Raw genomic sequence first — 19,364 nt, 5'->3', positions numbered from 1 at the left:
TTCTCCTAAATATACATTCCTTTGCTATGCAAACAACATACCACGTAAAATGGGGCTTGTAAGCATAAATGCAACACAAATAAAGTAAGATAATTTTTATTTTCCGGCATTCTCATCTAGAATATGCCACGTATTTATTTGACTCATTTTGATGCTTGCGCACAGGAGCGTTTTTTTATGTCCAACCTCACATTGTCCCAATTTTTACAACAAGAAAAAGGGAACCTTACACCTGAGTTGGCCCAAGTTATCGACACGATTGCGACGACTTGTAAAACCATTGACCAAGCCCTACAAAAAGGTGCATTGGCTGGAATTTTAGGTAGTGCAGGTAATGAAAATGTTCAAGGTGAAACACAGAAAAAACTTGATGTGATTTCTAATGACTATTTAATTGATGCTTTAAAAGTTCATCCTCACGTAGGTGGTCTTGCATCTGAAGAACTTGATGATTTTACACCTGCGCAAGAAAACGGCGAATACTTGGTACTATTCGACCCATTAGATGGTTCAAGTAATATTGATATCAACATGTGCGTAGGAACAATCTTCTCGATTCTTCCTGCAAAAAATGCAGTTACACAAGCGCAAGATTTCATGCAAGCAGGTACTCAACAAGTCGCTGCTGGTTATGTGTTATATGGCCCATCAACAATGATGGCTTTAACAGTTGGAAATGGTGTAGCTTTCTTTACTTTAGATCCAGAAACTCAAACATTCTTACTTACTACAGAGAATGTTCAAGTATCAGCAGATACTCAAGAATTTGCAATTAACGCATCTAACCAGCGTCATTGGGAACAACCAGTGAAACAATATATTGAAGAGTTACTTGCAGGTAAAACATCTGTACGTGAAAAAGATTTCAATATGCGTTGGGTAGCATGTATGGTGGGTGATATTCACCGTATTTTATGCCGTGGTGGTATCTTCCTTTATCCATATGACTTAAAAGATCCGAAAAAAGCTGGTCGTTTACGTCTAATGTATGAAGCTAACCCAATGAGTATGCTCATTGAACAAGCAGGTGGTTCATCAACTACAGGCCGTGTTCGTATTTTAGATATTGAACCAACAGAGCTTCACCAACGTGTTCCGGTAATTATCGGTTCTAAAAACGAAGTTGAACGCGTAACAAGCTATCATTAATAATTAAATTATAGAGGGCGTCATATAGTATGATGACGCCCTTTTGGATATATCCTTATGGCGGTTATTTTTTTAGAATCAAAAGACAATGCAAAAATTAAACATTTGCGTGGTTTAATTGAACTCAATAGCGCCCGAAAAAAGCATCAACAAACGGTTCTTGAAGGTACTCACCTTTGCCTAGCTTGGTTACAACAACAGAAAAAACTCTTTTCTTTGTTTACAACTGAACAAGCCTTAGAACATCCCGATTTAAAGAAAATAATTGAGCTCCATCAGGGTCATGTCTTTATTATTAGCGAAGTTTTATATAAGGATTTAAGTACTTTAGGTAATACCCTTCCTTGCTTAGCTATTATTGATTTGCCTAAAACTGCATCAACGATTGACTATAACGTAGACACTCTAATTCTCGAAAATGTACAAGACCCAGGTAACGTAGGCACATTATTACGGTCTGCAGCAGCAGCGAATATTAAACAAATTATTTGTACACAAGGCTCTGCCTCACTTTGGTCTCCACGTGTTTTAAGAGCAGGTATGGGCGCACATTTTAGCCTGTCTTGCTTTGAAAACTTTCAATTGACCGATATTCTTCCTAAATTCGATATTCCTGTTTTCGTTACAAGCTCTCATCGCTCGACTAGTCTTTATTCAAAAGATCTTTCAAAACCATGTGTTTGGATTTTAGGCAACGAAGGACAAGGCGCAAGTGATTACGCTTTAGAGCATGCACAATCAGTAACAATACCGCAACCAGGTGGTCAAGAGTCGTTAAATGTAGCAATTGCAGGATCAATTTGTTTTTTTGAAATGGTTCGCCAACGCCAATAAAACGTTAATTTATTTTACATCGCTCATATTTGTGAAAAAAATCATTTACACTACTAAAAAATAGCCGATTGTTGTCAACCTCCCACCTCTTTTCAACGTTATATAAGAGATATATTGAAGATAAGGTGGGTACGTCCAATGACAGGATTTTCCATCTCCATGGATTTAGCACCGAAAAAGTCTCGATCGGAAGCATCTAGTGTTCATGCCAGCACGGCTGAACAACGCCTAAAGGTTTTTATGCAAGATGTTACTGGACGTGCTTTAGTGATGATGGAAAGTGCTACCCAAGGTCAACAGGGCATTGCCATGGACTTGGTTCAAGAAGCATTTATTGCTTTACACAAGTCTTACGCCGATCGAAGTACTGAAGAATGGTATCCGCTGTTTTATACCATTCTAAACAACAAACTTCAGGATTGGCGCCGCAAAGAAGCTCGTCGAGCAAATCCATTTTCATTCTTCAAAAAAGTTAGTCTAGACAATGATGATGAAGAAATCATTGATATTGTCGATGAAAAAGCAATCAATCCAGCAGATTTTCTAGATCAAGCAGTGACCATAGAAGAAATTCAGGAAGCGATTGCAAAACTACCTGTTCGTCAACAACAAGCTTTCATGTTACGTGCTTGGGAAGGTTTCGATACCCACACCACAGCGCAAATTATGAACTGTACTGAAGGTAGTGTAAAAACCCATTATCATCGAGCAATTCAGGGACTTAGAGAGTACTTAGCGCATTTAAATCCCATGGGAGGTTCTAATGAATCATGATGATTTCACTAAAAAGGTGACGTCTAAACTCGATAGTTTGGCCCATCACCATAAAAATAAAACAGTGGTGATGAATCATGTGCTTGACCATATCCAGCAAAAACCAGCCTCTTTTTATAGTGTCTGGAAAATGACTGGTTTTGCACTTGCAGCAGCAATTACTGGTTTTGTTATTTTGCCTAATTCGGTAGATATGATGGATAAGCCACAAAATCAAGTGGTTGTAAATCCTAAATTATCACCCCAAATGGTGGAAGATTTAGAAATGCTGATGGTGTTGGGTGAGGATAAAGTTCAACATGGTAGCTAAAAAGTTAGCACTTATCCTTTGTTCATTAAGTTTCCTGCAAACCAGTTTTGCGGGTTTTGAACGTTTCTGGATTTTTTCTAAAGATGCCAATACTCAAGTAGATGATACTTGGAATGCTTTGTCTGAAGAAGAACAACGAGCAGTAATTAAACGCTATCAAAGCTTAAAAGAATTACCAGCAAACCAAAGCGCTAATCTGCAACAACGTATGGATTGGTTCAACCAACTTCCAGATGCAGAAAAACAGAAAATGCGTGAAGCTTGGCAAAAAATGAGTACACAAGAACGTAATGATTTACGTCAACGCATGCTCAAAGCAAGTGCTGATGAAAGAACCGCTATACGTGAAGAATATATCAACAAATATTTAGAGCACTAAAAACTGTTTTTTTAATAATGTGCCATTCAAAAATCTAACAAGTAATAAAAAAGCCTCCTATGGAGGCTTTTTTATTTATGCTTATTTACGGTAACGTCTATAGGCAATTAAACTTAGTAAGGAAGCAAGAGAGAAAATTCCAATACTTCCTCCACCTCCACTTCGAGAATCATCTGTTGTAGTTGCTGTACTTACTAAATTAATCGTTCCTGCTTTAGCTGAAATAGTTCCATCTGCATCATAAACATAGTAAGTCAATGTATCATTGAAGGTGTTAAATACGTTACTCGCTTGAATATAGATGTTACCACCATAGCAAGTATTACCGCTATCATCTTTAGGACATGGCCCTTCTCGATCTGCTTTGACTACCTTGAAAATACCATCCTTTGAAGTTTTACTTGGTATATAAATCGGTAACTCTACACCCTGATCATTCACCCAAAATTTAGGTTTATTTGGCTTTGTCTTAAGTGTACTTGTAGGACCATCTCCATCATCATTCGCATACTGTAATAAATTCAAAGGAATGACTTCATTTGCTAAATATTTAAAAGTTACAGTTCCATCACCAGCAACTGGTGGGATATTATCAAATCGGGCTTCTAATAATCCAGATGATTGAGTAGTGCCATCTTTACTGCTAATTGTATATTTACAATAGTTATAATCACCTGCTTGGGTAATAATATCATCTGAACGATAGAATATAATTTGCTGTAAAGCATCATTCCATTCACAAAAAAGTCCATCATCCTTTTTAATGTTTGTAACTTTATCGTCGATCAATCCTGTACCGACAGTTTCAAGATTAATATTATAATCAGATGTATTAAAGAACTTTAATAAGTGACTACTATCTTCATTTGGTAAAGGTAAACCATTTGCCTTTAAGTCGATATAAATTGCTCGATATTTTGCATTTGCTTTAGTTTGATCAAGAAGGTTCTTGTAATTTGCTGAATCGATTTTTAATACATTTAATAAATATGCATAATCTGGATTCAAGATATTCTTCTGAACCGTATCATATTGAGATTGATATTTTGCAAGCAGATCTGTAAGTGACGTATTACCTAAACCTTTTATATCTCCAGCGGTCAGTTTCATTAGTTCAATCGAACCAATATCACAGCTATTACGACCATTTGGTTGATAATATAATTTACTATCGGCAAGGCGTGAAAGTCCGCGCTGGTCGATAGAAGTACATGAGTCTTTACCCTCTGGGTCTACATCTACTAGATTCTTACCACCTATATTATTTTTAGGATAATAAATTGGTAAAAAACCAGTCTCTGGCCCAGCTGAATGTAAAGGTTCTAATAATGAGTCAAAAGACTGGCCTGCTATATCAACAGTTCGATGTGTAGACGTAAGAGCTTCCGTTGGTAGATCACATTTTCCAGCATCATTCGTCAAATTTAATGCGTTAAAAGATAGGATGAAACCAGCATTTTTTAAATCAGTGGCTGGCCCTATAAAATAATGACAGGCATAGGTTCCCGGGTTATAACCGATTAAATTAAATCTTAATTCTTTACTTCCTAATGTGTCATATAAGAACGTGGTATAAGCATTATTTTCAACAATAGTATTATTTTTTAAGGTTAAACTACTGTTAGCGCTAAGTATGGTTGAAGGATTAGGAGTACCGTTAGGAGTAGCATCACCAGTAAATTTCAAAATGCTACCATTTACTGTATTTGCAATATTTTTAGCTATTGTATTAATTGTAAAGGTTGCTTTCGGCTCTCCGCAAAACTCAAAAGTATTATTAGAACTATTTGAACCATTACTCATAATACTAGAGGAGGTAAATGTTACTTCCCGTTTTGTATAGGCTGTGCCATTCCAACAACTCATTGAAAGTACACTTCCAGATGTTGCATTATTACCCTGAATCAAAGAGTGAGTTGCAGATAAATTAACATTATCGCCACCGAGGAAAATAGCACCACCTTTAGATGCTTGTGAGTTCAAGATTTGACTATTTAATAAGGTAATATTACCACCTGCATAAATAGCACCACCAAAGTCTTGTGCTGAACCATTTTCCAAAATAATATTTTGAAGAAATAAAGGTTGTTTATTTACCGCTGTATTAAAGATACGTGACTTACCAGCAGCATTAATTCTCGTCTGTAACGGTTGTAATGCTGGATAATCATTGGTTAAAACACTTTTTTCTGCCCAATTTTTATCTTGATCTTTTTCACCATATCCATAAATCGCAATATCTGCATTTGGAACCAATTCTTTGTTTAATGTATAAGTTCCTGCTTTTAATTGGATTACCTGACTTTTAGAAGTGTTATAGACTGTACATCCATAATCAGATCTTCGTGTTTCAGCAACTTTTATCGCTTCCCTTAACGAACATGCATTAGGGTTTTCACCATCTTCATCTGCAAAAGTTGTTACTTCGATTCTTTGATTTGCTGTATCAGCAAAAAGTGGCATAGCCGCTAGCACAGCTAATGCTAATACTGCTTTTTTATAATTTTTCATAGTCCTCATCCCTGATTATGACTTGAAACGGCGCAATGCAATTAATCCGAATAATCCTAAAATTAATCCACCACCGACACTTCCCCCACCACCGGTACTAACAGACTTATCTTCAATACCAGATACAGGTTCTTGGACTACGGTTGCTGGAATCGAGACATATTGGAAATCGGTTCCATCATTAAATCTTGATACACTCGTAACGACTTGAATACTAAAAATGTCCGCACCATGCCAGTTTCCATTTGGCGTATAAACCACGTTTCCATTTTGGTCTATGGTTACACTACCTTTAGAGACTGGTGTATCAGTACTTTGTTTTATTTTTAGACAACCTGGTTGCCATTCTTTTCCATCTGGACGGTCACCAAATAAACGCTTACATGTAGCTGGTGTGACCAAATCTGCTTCACTTAAAGAATTTAAAATATTAAATTTTGCAACTTGTCCATATTTAATATCTTGCCCTACTGTTGCGATTTCATTATTTAAAATATATTCAATTGCCCCTAAATCACATAACTCATCATAACCACTACGGTTTTTTCCACGTTGATCAAGTTTCTCACAACTCGCTAAACCAATTGATGAGCCATCACTATATAAACGTCCTTTATTAATAATTAAGGAGTCAGCTAAAGTGTTATAGCTCTCAAGTAATCGTGGTTTAAAAAAGCCAAGGAAACTATCTTTTGGTGTGTTAAATGGACATAACAAGCCGTCTTTAGCAGTTACATCACATATGCCTTCATCACTATCACCAGCAATTAACTTTTCACTCGTAGGCAAAAGTATATTAGGCAGCTTTGCAGAAGCATTGCGATTACAATCAGTGGTCACTAAGTTGCTTTGGACAACAGTTTGATCATTTGTATTTGGAGTACAGTTAACACCATTACCGACTAAAATACTGTTAGAAACAGAAGCATTTCCTTGAGGAGCATCTAAAAATAAACCTGCTGCATTTTTAATCATTGTAATATTATTAACAAACATTCCATCTTTAATGTTTGCAATAAAACCAACTTTATTATGGAAAAAGGTACTATTACTAAAGCCTATGGCACGTACATTTAAGTATCCACCAGTACTTTCATCATCAAATTTTGTTGCGCCATAAAATAAGGCACCATCTGCAGAAGAAACTTCATTATCTCGGACTACAGATTGGGTCACTAAATATAAAGGCTGTTCGCTGTAAATGACGCCGCCTTGGGTTGCTTTATTGTTTTGAATCAAACTATTTATGATAGTTACAAAGCCAGCTGTTTGACCTGTTTTCGATAACAATCCTTGATTGTAAATCGCCCCGCCCTGATTGGCATATCCACCAATCAATCGAGAGTTTTGAATAGTCAATTTTTCATGGTTTAAAATTAAACCACCTGTTAAAACATTAGAGTTTACGCCTGCACCTTGTAAGTTAAGATCACTTAAGGTCACAGCAAAAGATGCTTTTTCAACGCTACCATCATCAATTTTAAATAATTGATCTGTACCGACCATTTTGATAGTTGCATTATGAGAACCAGGCTGATCAGTATCAACTAATGTAGAATCATTTTTTGCTGTACTAATTGTAAGGGGAGCTGTAATCGTTATTCTGCTATTTAAGCTATATTCTTGATCGCGCTGTAAAATAATATTTGATGAAGCATCTTTATTTCCACAACCATGATAACCATTTGCATATTTTTCAACGTCAGCTGCATTAGATGAGCCACGATAATTTAGGAACTGTACAGCCTCCCTAAGCGTACATACCGTATCATCTTTATCTTCATCAGCTAAACTTGTCACTTGAATATCAGCAGAATAAGCGTGCCCAGCAGCAGCCAATAATGCAAAAGCAATGCTCCGTTTGAGCATACCCTTCTCCTTACCTATTTTTTTCATTTTTCTTTGTCAATATTGCAAAGTGTCCACTTTTGCAATCGCATCCTTTGTGCGTACTTTGTCACAGGAATCAGAATTTCTCAAGATATTTTGATCGGCCTATCCGGTCATTTTGTTCATATAACTTTATAAATATTTGGTTATTTAAGCATCTATTGATATATGAAAATTTTCTTAGGAAAAAATTTAACAATACACTTTAAAGTTAAAAGCATAAGTATTTAATAGTTCATTATTTTTTTAGCAAAAAAACCAAGTTCACCCCAACCAAAGAAATAACGAGATGTATGAAACAATTTATTGTTGGTACTCATCAATTAAAGCATAAATTTGTCTTAACGTTGCATTTGAAAGCTTAGTCTTCTCACCTTTAAGAAGTTTTTCTAACTGTGCTACGGTTTGTAATAAAACAGAAGCTTGATGCGGCCCATGTAAAAGTAAATAGTCGACAATCTGCTGATCGAAATGGATACCACGTCTAGCCATAACGGAAGTGACTAAAGCATAACGGTCTGCATATAAACTTCCACTTGGCACTTTTACACTGACCGCTTGGGTAAGACGTGATTGTAAGTCTGGTAACTCGAGTTTTAATTCAATCGGTGCAACACGTGAAGAAAATACAAGTTGTCCTTCATGGTTATTCATTAAATGAAACACAGCTTTTTGCCAGTGCGGCACGCCACTAATAGATTCAATATCATCTAAAGCAACTAAATCATAATGCTCTAAACAAGTAATTGCCTCAATGGGAGCATCAAGCAGTTCCAACAGTGAAACTTTTATTGCTGACTTGCCTACTTCTAAATAAGAATCACAAATCGCTGAAAGCAAATGACTCTTACCTGTTCCAGCTCCACCATAGATATAAAATCTATTGACTAGACCTGCATGTAGTTGACGCACTGCATCGACTACATGCCCCCAACCTGGTCCCGAAAAATCACTGATTCGGGCATCAAGTTGAGGTTCTATATCCAGTTGGAGTTGACGCATATAATGAATTGGCCTTGAAATTATTTCTGATCTGAAAGATTTGGTGTATCTGTATCTTGCTGTGTTTTAACTTCAAGATCAAGTTTAGTATTTTCAGTTTCTACATGAATTTGCTGAATATTACCCTCTTGCACAAATAATTCCGAATACGCACCATAAAGGCTACTCTTTTCATAGTTATCCCTTAAGTGCTTTAAGAGCACAACAATGACCGCAGCCACTGGTAATGCGATGAGCATTCCTAAGAAACCAGCAAGTTGCGCGCCTGCCAAAACAGCAAATACAACAGCAACTGGTGAAAGACCAATTTTATCACCGAGTAGGAATGGTTGTAGAATATAGCCTTCTACAGCTTGACCAATCATAAAAACCACACCAACGAGTAACAAGTGAGTCCAGTCCATTCCAAACTGAAATAGACTTGCAATAATGGCTGCAATAATGCCGACTGCAAATCCCAAATAAGGAATAATACTGGCAAGGCCTGCCACCATACCAATAATAAGTCCAACCTCTAACCCAATTAATTGTAGACCTACCGCATAGACCACACCGAGCAAAAGCATAACGAGGAACTGACCTTTAACAAATGCTCCTAAAACACTATGGCATTCACGAACGATTTGTAAGGTAGTGGCTTCATATGGTCGTGGGATGAGACGACGTAAGTTCTGCAACATACGGTCCCAGTCTAATAAAAAATAAAAAGCGATAATTGGAATTAAAACGAGTGTTCCACCAATCTGAATAAAATTCAGACCTGATTGTGCAAGCTTTAATAAAACAGCCTGAATGCTATCGGCACTGTAATTGGTCTGGACATAATCCATAACCGCTTTGGACATTTGATCGGTATCGATTTCCATTTGTTGTACATGGAAGGTCGAAGAAATCCAAGGCAGTAGCTCTGCATTAATCCAATGAATTCCAGCAGGGATACTATCTCGAGCATAAACAAGTTGTTTCCAGATGAGTGGAACCAAATACCATAATGCAACAGTTAAAGTTACACCGATACCGATAAAAACGATGCTAATTGCCAACCAACGAGGGAGCTTAATTTTTACTAGAACATCGACAAGTGGACTGAATAAATAAGCCAGGAAAAAAGCACCAAGAAATGGAATGACCACAGGCTTGAGCAAGTATAATACCCATACCAGCAATACAATACCTGCGAGTAAGAAAATACGGCGCAGTATACGATCTTGCATAAAATCTAGCCTTTTTTGATTTAATCGTTATAAATGGAAAAATATTTTTATTAAAGATAGCATTTTCGAGCATAAATAACATAAGAGTTTCGTATATTCAGGTTATAATCTGCCGCCAATGCGGAGACTTCATTTATGAGCAACTCAACTTCTACCCCAAATACCGGTTTAAGCTACAAAGATGCGGGTGTTGACATTGAAGCGGGCGACGCACTGGTCGATCGTATCAAGTCAGTCGCTAAACGTACAACTCGTCCAGAAGTAATGGGCGGACTTGGTGGCTTTGGTGCACTATGCAAAATTCCTAAAGGTTACGAAGAACCTGTTTTGGTTTCTGGAACTGACGGTGTAGGTACTAAATTACGTTTAGCACTTAACCTTAATCGTCATGACACAATCGGCCAAGATCTTGTCGCTATGTGTGTTAACGATCTTTTGGTTTGTGGTGCAGAACCATTATTCTTCCTCGACTATTATGCAACTGGTCACTTAAATGTAGACGTAGCTGCAAACGTAGTTACTGGTATCGGTAAAGGTTGTGAACTTGCAGGTTGTGCACTTGTAGGTGGTGAAACAGCTGAAATGCCTGGTATGTATGAAGGTGAAGATTACGATCTTGCTGGTTTTGCAGTGGGTGTTGTTGAGCAAAGCAAAATTATTGATGGCTCTAAAGTAAAATCTGGTGATGTACTTATTGGTGTTGCATCAAGTGGTGCTCACTCAAATGGTTATTCATTACTACGTAAAATCCTAGATGTTAAGAATGTAGACTTAACTCAAGTGATTGATGGCCGTCCTCTTGCAGATGTCGCAATGGAACCAACACGTATTTATGTAAAACCAGTTCTTGAGCTTTGCAAACAAGTTGATGTGCATGCTATGGCACACATCACTGGTGGCGGTTTACCTGGTAACTTACCGCGTGTATTACCAAATGGTGCTCAAGCTGTCATTAATGAAGCTTCTTGGGAATGGCCAGAATTATTCAAACTTCTACAACGTGAAGGTAATGTAGAACGTTTTGAAATGTACCGTACCTTTAACTGTGGTGTAGGTATGGTGATTGCAGTTGACGCAAATGATGCAGAAAAAGCAATTGAAGTACTTAATGCTCAAGGTGAAAAAGCTTGGAAAATCGGACATATCCAAGAAAATGCTGAATCAGTGGAAGGTGCAGACGAAAAAATTCGTGTGATCTTTGAATGATGAAAATTGCTGTTCTAGTCTCTGGGAACGGCAGTAACTTACAAGCCTTGATAGATGCACGTCTATCAGGGCAAATTGTAGGTGTATTGTCCAATAAAGCCGATGCTTATGCCCTAGAGCGTGCTCAAAATGCCAATATCACAACAGCGGTAATTTCGCATAAAGACTTTCCTAGTCGTGCCGATTTTGATGAAGCGATGCATCAGCAACTTATGGCATGGCAAGCTGATATCGTTATTTTAGCTGGCTTCATGCGTATTTTAACTGCAAACTTTGTCGATAAATGGCAAGGTAAAATGCTCAATATCCATCCTTCGCTATTACCTGCTTATAAAGGTGTTAATACACATCAGCGTGTATTAAATACGGGCGATCGATTGCATGGTTGTACAGTTCACTTTGTAACTTCTGAACTTGATGCTGGTCAAGCAATTGCTCAATCTGCAATTGAAGTCAAAGAACATGACAATGTTGCTTCTTTGGCAGAACGTGTACATAAACTTGAGCATTTTATTTATCCTCAAGTTGCAGAATGGTTATGTAATGGCCAGCTGACATGGAAAGATGGACAAGCCTATTTCCGTAATCAAATTCTTGAACACCCTATTCGTTTTGCATCTTGGTAAAAGATTTGCTCAACGTAAGTAAAAAAAGGACATGCATGCATGTCCTTTTTTTATAAAAGTCTTATTAGCGTGAATTGCTATGAATAAGCTTCTTAATATAATTCACTGTATCAATTGGATGCTCTAGAGGGAACATATGCCCTCCTTCAACCACACTAAATGGAATTCCCATTTTACGCTTTGCCATTTGAGGAAAACCTCTTTTTAAGAAGGCACTCTCTTTACCCACGACTAGATGTACAGGCATTTTCGGTTTTGGCATAGGTAGCCACCACCAAGAAGGATTTTTACGGAATATCGCAACTTCATCTTCACGAGAAATAGTTAAAGTAACACCGCCACGAACTGGATCTTCTTTTAAAGCATAGTCAATATAGGCTTGAAAGCAGTCTTCATCAAAGTCTTTATAAAAACCTTTTGGACGTAACAATGCAGCGGCTTGCTCACGAGACTCCCAATGCTCACGACGACGTGCAGATAAACCCGCAGGTGTCATGTCATCGACTATTTTAGGTTTAAATAATTTTGCCATATGAAAAGCAAAAGAGTATCGACCCAAAATAAGAGGCGGATCTAGCATAATTACTTGTGAAAAAAGCTCAGGGCGTTTAAAAGATGCCATTAAGGTTAAAACTGAACCTAACGAATGACCAAGTCCAATCACCTTGCGCCCCTTCGCTTGGCGTACAATACTATCAATCACCTGATCAACCAAAAAAGGCCAGTGATTGGTAATCGGATAACGTTTGTCAGGTCCAATGAGTGGAACATAAATTACGTCATACTCATCTTTTAATTGATCAAACAACTTTTGATACACCTTAGACGGCACGCCATTGGCATGCGCAAAGTGTATAACCGGTTTTACTGACATACCGTTATCCTGATTTAAATTATTGTAGCTTTGCGTCTTGGCTCGTCTGTAAACGTTGAGCAACTGACTCACTTAAACCTTTACCCATTTCTGCTCCCATTCGACCTAAAATAGATTGCAGTGGATTACGTTCAATTGTGTAGTCAACTTTATTATCAAGCTTCAGTTCACGCATCAAGCTCGTAATGTTACCTGAGCGGTCAGCGACACCCAACTGGATTGCTTGCTCGCCAGTCCAGAAAAGACCTGAGAAAATAGCAGGATCATTTGATTTTAAGCGTTTCCCGCGTCCTTCTTTCACTGCATTAATAAAATGAGTATGGACATTATCGAGTACAGATTGAATATGCTCTCGTTGTACAGGATTAATCGGTTTTGTCATACTTAAAATGTCTTTATTGGTGCCCGCTGTCAAAGTACGGTCTTCAATTCCAAGTTTTTGAGCTAAACCAGTAATGCCATAGTTCGGCATAATGACACCAATTGAGCCTACCAAACTTGATGGATTCACAATAATTTCATCAGCCGCAGAAGCAATATAATAAGCACCTGAAGCACCCATATCGCCAATCACTGCATAGACTTTCTTGTCAGGATGTTCTTTTTTCAAATAGCGAATTTCTTGCCAAATTTCATCCGACTGAACAGGAGAACCGCCAGGAGAATTAATATTAAGTGCAATTGCTTTGCTATTTGAAGCTTCAAAGGCGCGTTTAAGCGCTTTATTCGTATCTTCACTATTTACTGCTTGATTGCTTGAAGCATCAATGGTTCCAACAATATCAACCACAGCCAGATGAGCACTGCTACTACTTGCTGCTGAGCCTTCTTTGCTGGTCGAACAACCTTTGCCCATTAACACAACAATGAACAATAGATAAATAAAAGTAAGTGTTTTAAAGAATATACCCCAGCGACGACTACGGCGTTGTTCTTCTACAGAAGCCAGCACAGCTTTCTCAAGGATTTGCCATTCCGGTCCGTTCTGTTTAGAGGTTATAGGTTCATTTTGTGGTTTTGGTGGCCAATCGGACATAAAATTCCAATCCAAATCAATCGAAATGATGTCATTATATACGTTGATTTGATAAAAACTGTCTAAATAATATGATTTCATTTATAATATTTTTGTCTTTTTTTACTTGTTGTTTCCTCCTTACTGCTATAGATGACCAGACCAGATTCAAAAAGCATGAACTATCAATTACTCAAAACATTTAGCCGACTACCTATTCAATTTGGGCGTTCTATTGCTCGTCTATTGGCTGGCCTTGTAAATACTTTAAAAATTACTAAAACTTCAAAAAGTATAGAGCTTAACTTAAGAATTGCACTGCCCCACTTAACACCACAGCAACGTATAGCAATTACAGAAAAAGCTGTACGTAATGAATTAACCTCATATTTCGAGTTTTTAAGTATCTGGGGTTCATCTAATGAAGAGAATATTGCTCGTATCCATCGGATAGAAGGCGAACAATACTTTCACGATGCTTTAGCAGCAAAAAAAGGTGTTGTACTCATTGTTCCTCATTTTGGCACTTGGGAAGTCATGAATGCATGGTGTGCTCAGTTCACAGCAATGACTATTTTATATAAACCAGTGAAAAATGATGATGCTGACCGTTTTGTACGAGAAGCTCGCAGTCGTGAACAAGCAAATCTAGTCCCGACCGATGAAACTGGTGTAAGACAAATTTTTAAAGCACTCAAACAAGGTGAAACTACAGTAATTTTGCCAGATCATACTCCGAACATTGGGGGAGATATGGTGAACTATTTTGGTGTGCCACTTGCTTCAAGTAATTTAAGTGCAAAACTCATCCAGAAGACTAAGGCAAAAGCTTTATTCCTTTATGCGATCCGTAATGAAAATGATGGTTTTACCATGCATATCGAACCAATGGATGAGAAGATCTATGAAGGAACTGCAGACGATGGTACTTATGTCATCCATCAGGCAATTGAGCAACTCATCCATAAATATCCAGAACACTATCACTGGAGCTATAAACGCTTTAAAGCAAACCCAGCTTTAGACAATGTTTATAATATTGACCCTGCAGAAGCGATTAAAACCGTGAATAGGCTCAAGGCTGAAGCTTTAGGGAACTCTACGCAACCAGAGGCGCTCAAAACGTCGGTTGTGTAAAACTATTTTTTGGTTTTCCAAAACAAAACTTAACGTTCCTTGCTCTACTGTACTTTTAAGCGGGATATGAAGGGCTTTTAAACGATTGATAACCTCTTGGCTTGGATGGCCATAACGGTTATCAAACCCTGCCGATGCAATTGCCAGTTTTGGTTTTAGGGTTGCTAAAAAATCATAAGCCGAACTGTGCTTGCTTCCATGATGGCCTAATACCAAAACATCTACTTTTAAACTTGGATAGTCTTCTAACAATTCGTATTCTGCCTCCCATCCAGCGTCTCCCATAATCAGAAAATTTTGGTAATCACTAATTCCTTTAAAATGCAGATATACCACACAGGAATATTGATTCTGTTCAGAATGGACAAAAGCCAAATCTTTTTCTTTAGGCCATAAAATTTGAATATCTAACTCAGGATATTGCCATTGTTGACCTTGATGACAATACTGAAATGGCTGCTTTAGAGTAGTGGAAGATTGCTCATTTGAGAGAACCTGCTTTATAGGAATCTCCTGCTGAATGAAAGGAAAAGCCCCACTATGATCTTGATCAAGATGAGAGAGCACAACACGATCTAATCGCTTCACTCCTTGTTGGCGTAAGAATGGAACTACAACATTTTGACCAATACTAAAGATCTTTTCATCATAAGAACCACCTGTATCAATTAGCCAGTTTTGTTCAGGCTGCTGCAAGAAAATAGCCTGCCCCTGCCCAACATCTAAAATATGAAGTTGAATTGGTTGGTTCGTTTTATTCACAACAATGAGAGGTAAACAACAGAGCATTCCCCATGTTTTTGGCAAAATGCCTTTAGGCAAAAATAAAATAAGGATGCCTAAACTCACTGCGAATAAAGCCAGTGGCGTCAAGCTTATACCTTGTAGTGGTAAAGACAGTTTTTCTAATAAGCCTAAACAACTCAGCAATATACTGAGCAAGATATCATTGAAATAAAAAAGCATGTTTCCAAATGGTTTGACAATAAACCATGTACAAGCAGCCAGAATATTTAAAGGAACAATAATCCCACCAACGATAGGCACCGCAACAATATTGGTTAATGGAGCAATCCAAGAAATTTGTTGAAAGAAAAGTAAGGTTAAAGGACTCAATGCAATAAAGATTTTGCCTTGAGACTCAATTAACACCTTAGTCATAAAAATCATTTTCGAGCGTAAGCTTAAAAAATGTTGATCAGGTATTTGAACTATAGTTTGATAAATTCTTAATAAAATAAAGCATGCCCCATAAGACAACCAAAAACCTGCAGACAAGACACTAAACGGGTCCATGAGTAATAATAAACTTGCGCTGTATACGAGCAACGCAAATGGTTTAAGAGGTTGTTTTAATACTATAAAAGAAATAAATATAAAGACTGACAACAATGTCCGTAATGCAGGAATTTCGAAACCCACAAAAGCTGTATAAATTAAAACACCGAAACAGCATGGTATAGCCATCAAAACTTGTTTGGGTTTCCATAAGTAAATTTGAGGATAATAACGGCAGATGACTTGATGACAGAACCAAGACAACATGATGGCAAAAATAAGTACATGTGGCCCTGAAATCGCTAACAAGTGAGCAATTCCCAATTGTTTAAATTGTATTTGGGTCTCATCTGATAAAAGGCTTTCATCACCAGTCAGCAAAGCTAAAATTAGTCCTTTTTGTTGTAGTGAAGAATTTTCCAATAGATGTCTAAAAGTTAAGCGCAGCTTTTCTATATTTATTTGAAATCTATTAAAAAAGGACTGCTGTTCTCTTGAATGCTGTTGATATCCCAATCGATAAATTTGATCAAGGCTTAAAGGCTCAATATACTGAACAATAAAACCAGACATTATATTTCGCTGAATAAACCACTTTTCCTGATCAAAAGCTCCTGCTGTGGCGTAACTATGAGCAGGTTTTGTTTTTCCAGATAGTCGATAGTAATGGCCTAATTGAAGTTCTTGATTGCTCTTCAATATACTTTGATTATCATTTTTTAAATACAGTAGCCAATTTACCGGATCTTTAGATAGGTTTAATACTTGAGCATTTTGTTGAACTTTATTGTCTTTTTCTTCACTTAGTTGATTTATATAAACAATAATATCGAGATTTTTTGAATCCATTTCTCTTTGTTGTAAGCGTTCGACCAACGCATTCTCGGCATATTGATACCCCACAACAAAAAGGCTGGCTGCACATAACAAAGAATACATTGCCTTTAAAAATGGTCGGCTAACGAATACTGAGCGTTTAAAAAGATAGAAAAGAAAAGCAAGCAACAGCAGAGCTTTGCCTACTTTTCCATATTGCATAATTAAAGGTAAATTAATGCCCATCAATGCAATACCACCAACCCACCCCAATAAAATAATTTTAAGCATTTAAAATCTTGTGATTATCATTTTAGGGGCAAAATTAAAGCCCAACTCAGTGGGCTTTAACAATGTGATTTAATGACAATTTTTTAAGAACCGCTTACCCACAAACCATCTTCCATATGCAAGATAGAATCTGCTGCCTGAGCTAATTGCTCATCATGGGTCACAATGAGCATCGCCATGTTTAGTTCTTTCTTCAAGTCAGTAAGTAATTGGAAAATACCTACTGCTGTTTTACGGTCCAAATTACCAGTTGGTTCATCAGCTAAAACGACCGCAGGCTTAGTCACCAATGATCGAGCAAGAGCCACACGTTGACGTTCACCACCAGAAAGTTCACCTGGTTTATGGTCCATACGATGAGATAACCCAACTCGATCTAACAAATATTCAGCCTGAGCCTTAACCGACTTATATTGACTGTCCGCTCGAAGCATCAAAGGCATTGCCACATTTTCAAGCGCACTAAATTCAGGCAATAAATGGTGAAACTGATAAACGAAACCTAAATACTGATTACGTTGAAAACCACGTTCTGCTTCACCCAAGTTATCAAAGCGCTGACCATTTAAAAAGACTTGGCCTTGGGTTGGTTGATCTAAGCCACCGAGTACATGTAACAAAGTACTTTTACCTGAACCACTTGCACCAACAATAGATACAAACTGCCCTGCTTCAACTTGTAAAGAAAGACCTTTAATGACTTCAACCTTAGATTTACCATCATCAAAATGCTTATAAATATCTTTTGCTTCTAAAACGACTTTACTCATAACGCAATGCCTCGGCAGGTTGAACTTTGGCTGCACGAAGCGCCGGATAAATAGTTGCCAAGAAACTTAAGAGTAAAGAAACAATCACGATAATTGTCACGTCTTGCCATCTTAAGTACGAAGGTAAGTAATGTACAAAATAGGCATCGAACAAATTAAGTCCAAGAACATTATTAAACCAAGAAATAATATCACTGATCGTAAGTGCCAAAATTACACCTAAAACCGTGCCCGCAACTGTACCAATCACACCAATCACGGTACCTTGCACCATAAAGATTTTAGTAATCATGGATGGTGACGCACCTAAAGTACGTAAAATTGCAATGTCCGATTTTTTGTCAGTTACCACCATGACCAAAGACGAAACAATGTTAAATGCAGCAACCACAATAATCAGTACAAGTAATAAACCAACTAATGTTTTTTCCATTTGAATGGCATTAAACAAATTACCGTGTGTATAAGTCCAGTTCGTTGCGTAGAAATTGCTTGGCAAGTTTTTCACAATATCATCGGCAACTTGAGGTGCTGCAAAAATATCATCCATTTTTAAACGGACGCCTTGAGCACCATCAGGTAAACGCAATAAAGTCGATGCATCATATAAAGCAATGTATCCAACCATTGAGTCCACTTCAGCACCTACGCTGAAAATACCCACCACTTTAAAGCGCTTAAAACGAGGCACAACACCTGCTGGAGATGGCGTTGCTTCTGGTAATACTAATGTCACACTGTCATTTAGACGTAAACCAAGTGAATCGGCCATGTCTTTACCAAGCACAATACCGAACTCACCCTTTTTAAGTGAGTCGAGGCTACCGGCAACAATATGATTTTGAATGATAGATACATTCTTTTCATATTTCGGATCAATACCCGTCACCATGATACCAGCCACTTGCCCTTGAGCAGTTAACATACCTTGTAATTGAGTAAAAGGTGCAACTCCAGTCACATGGGGATGATTTTCAACTCGTTTAATCAGCTCAGGCCAATCCGTAAGAATTTGCGTTGAAGAAACTGTCGCTTGCGGTACCATTCCCAAAACACGATTTTTCAATTCGCGGTCAAAACCGTTCATTACAGAAAGTACCGTGATCAGTACAGCGACACCAAGTGTCAAACCGACCATCGAAACCAATGCAATAAAAGAAATAAAATGATTACTGCGTCGTGCGCGAGTATATCTCAACCCTATATACAGTGAGATTGGTTTAAACATACCTTCTAAATCCAAGGTCATTGATGGAAAATAGAGAAGTGCGATCCACACTTCTTATTT

The 19,364-nt window shown here is 37.6% G+C and carries 17 protein-coding genes; 8 read left to right on the top strand and 9 right to left on the bottom strand.

Annotated elements, in window-relative coordinates; genetic code table 11:
* Positions 1-177 precede the first annotated feature (177 nt).
* The 5 genes from MKL35_RS04445 to MKL35_RS04425 all read left to right on the top strand — a co-directional run bounded on the left by MKL35_RS04445 (position 178) and on the right by MKL35_RS04425 (position 3,446).
* A complete protein-coding gene (locus MKL35_RS04445; protein ID WP_025466205.1) occupies positions 178-1,149 on the top strand; it encodes a class 1 fructose-bisphosphatase in 972 nt (323 codons plus the stop codon).
* A 57-nt stretch (positions 1,150-1,206) separates the two neighbouring features.
* On the top strand, positions 1,207-1,983 hold the full coding sequence (locus MKL35_RS04440; protein WP_032011935.1) for a TrmH family RNA methyltransferase: 777 nt from the start codon (positions 1,207-1,209) through the stop codon (positions 1,981-1,983).
* A gap of 159 nt (positions 1,984-2,142) precedes the next feature.
* Positions 2,143-2,757, top strand: coding sequence for an RNA polymerase sigma factor (locus MKL35_RS04435; protein WP_000362317.1), 615 nt, complete (start codon positions 2,143-2,145; stop codon positions 2,755-2,757).
* On the top strand, positions 2,747-3,067 hold the full coding sequence (locus MKL35_RS04430) for a hypothetical protein (protein WP_002052599.1): 321 nt from the start codon (positions 2,747-2,749) through the stop codon (positions 3,065-3,067). Before MKL35_RS04435 ends, MKL35_RS04430 begins: the two co-directional genes overlap by 11 nt.
* Positions 3,057-3,446: a DUF3106 domain-containing protein gene (locus tag MKL35_RS04425; RefSeq protein ID WP_002052406.1), complete on the top strand. Its 390-nt coding sequence runs from the start codon at positions 3,057-3,059 to the stop codon at positions 3,444-3,446. Before MKL35_RS04430 ends, MKL35_RS04425 begins: the two co-directional genes overlap by 11 nt.
* Positions 3,447-3,527: 81 nt before the next feature.
* Here MKL35_RS04425 and MKL35_RS04420 read toward each other — a convergent pair whose 3' ends face one another.
* The 4 genes from MKL35_RS04420 to cxpE form a co-directional block, all read right to left on the bottom strand.
* Positions 3,528-5,957: a CSLREA domain-containing protein gene (locus MKL35_RS04420; protein ID WP_032011936.1), complete on the bottom strand. Its 2,430-nt coding sequence runs from the start codon at positions 5,955-5,957 to the stop codon at positions 3,528-3,530.
* 15 nt (positions 5,958-5,972) lie between these two features.
* On the bottom strand, positions 5,973-7,826 hold the full coding sequence (gene rbtA / locus MKL35_RS04415; protein WP_032011938.1) for a rhombotarget A: 1,854 nt from the start codon (positions 7,824-7,826) through the stop codon (positions 5,973-5,975).
* A gap of 324 nt (positions 7,827-8,150) precedes the next feature.
* Entirely contained in the window at positions 8,151-8,849 is a 699-nt protein-coding gene (hda, locus tag MKL35_RS04410; protein WP_001249536.1) for a DnaA regulatory inactivator Hda, read from the bottom strand.
* A 20-nt stretch (positions 8,850-8,869) separates the two neighbouring features.
* Complete coding sequence (cxpE, locus tag MKL35_RS04405) at positions 8,870-10,063, bottom strand: chloramphenicol efflux transporter CxpE (RefSeq protein WP_002052735.1); 1,194 nt, start codon at positions 10,061-10,063, stop codon at positions 8,870-8,872.
* A gap of 135 nt (positions 10,064-10,198) precedes the next feature.
* Here cxpE and purM point away from each other — a divergent pair, with 135 nt between their 5' ends.
* Positions 10,199-11,269 carry a phosphoribosylformylglycinamidine cyclo-ligase gene (purM, locus tag MKL35_RS04400; protein WP_000071984.1) on the top strand — a complete coding sequence of 357 codons (1,071 nt, stop codon included), beginning with the start codon at positions 10,199-10,201 and terminating at the stop codon, positions 11,267-11,269.
* Complete coding sequence (purN, locus tag MKL35_RS04395; protein ID WP_081404490.1) at positions 11,266-11,895, top strand: phosphoribosylglycinamide formyltransferase; 630 nt, start codon at positions 11,266-11,268, stop codon at positions 11,893-11,895. The genes purM and purN overlap by 4 nt, the downstream gene beginning before the upstream one ends.
* Before the next feature lie 64 nt (positions 11,896-11,959).
* Here the strand turns inward: purN and MKL35_RS04390 are convergent, their stop codons facing one another.
* Together MKL35_RS04390 and sppA are read right to left on the bottom strand one after the other, a co-directional pair.
* A complete protein-coding gene (locus tag MKL35_RS04390; RefSeq protein ID WP_002052584.1) occupies positions 11,960-12,769 on the bottom strand; it encodes an alpha/beta fold hydrolase in 810 nt (269 codons plus the stop codon).
* A 19-nt stretch (positions 12,770-12,788) separates the two neighbouring features.
* The gene (gene sppA / locus MKL35_RS04385) at positions 12,789-13,805 is read right to left on the bottom strand and encodes a signal peptide peptidase SppA (protein ID WP_002052797.1); all 1,017 of its coding nucleotides are present in this window, start codon (positions 13,803-13,805) and stop codon (positions 12,789-12,791) included.
* A 132-nt stretch (positions 13,806-13,937) separates the two neighbouring features.
* Here sppA and MKL35_RS04380 point away from each other — a divergent pair, with 132 nt between their 5' ends.
* Positions 13,938-14,921: a lysophospholipid acyltransferase family protein gene (locus MKL35_RS04380; protein ID WP_004707465.1), complete on the top strand. Its 984-nt coding sequence runs from the start codon at positions 13,938-13,940 to the stop codon at positions 14,919-14,921.
* On the opposite strand, the gene MKL35_RS04375 is transcribed toward MKL35_RS04380, so the two are convergent.
* The 3 genes from MKL35_RS04375 to MKL35_RS04365 form a co-directional block, all read right to left on the bottom strand.
* Positions 14,874-17,306, bottom strand: a complete 2,433-nt coding sequence (locus tag MKL35_RS04375) for a DNA internalization-related competence protein ComEC/Rec2 (protein WP_106479649.1) — start codon at positions 17,304-17,306, stop codon at positions 14,874-14,876. The two genes, MKL35_RS04380 and MKL35_RS04375, sit on opposite strands and share 48 nt — an antisense overlap.
* An 83-nt stretch (positions 17,307-17,389) precedes the next feature.
* Positions 17,390-18,076, bottom strand: a complete 687-nt coding sequence (gene lolD / locus MKL35_RS04370; RefSeq protein ID WP_032011941.1) for a lipoprotein-releasing ABC transporter ATP-binding protein LolD — start codon at positions 18,074-18,076, stop codon at positions 17,390-17,392.
* On the bottom strand, positions 18,069-19,304 hold the full coding sequence (locus MKL35_RS04365) for a lipoprotein-releasing ABC transporter permease subunit (protein WP_004707458.1): 1,236 nt from the start codon (positions 19,302-19,304) through the stop codon (positions 18,069-18,071). Before MKL35_RS04365 ends, lolD begins: the two co-directional genes overlap by 8 nt.
* Between the last annotated feature and the right edge of the window lie 60 nt (positions 19,305-19,364).

The sequence above is a fragment of the Acinetobacter sp. AOR41_HL genome, assembly GCF_027854645.1.
Lineage (GTDB): Bacteria > Pseudomonadota > Gammaproteobacteria > Pseudomonadales > Moraxellaceae > Acinetobacter > Acinetobacter nosocomialis.
This window is presented reverse-complemented; position numbering and strand designations above follow the sequence as displayed.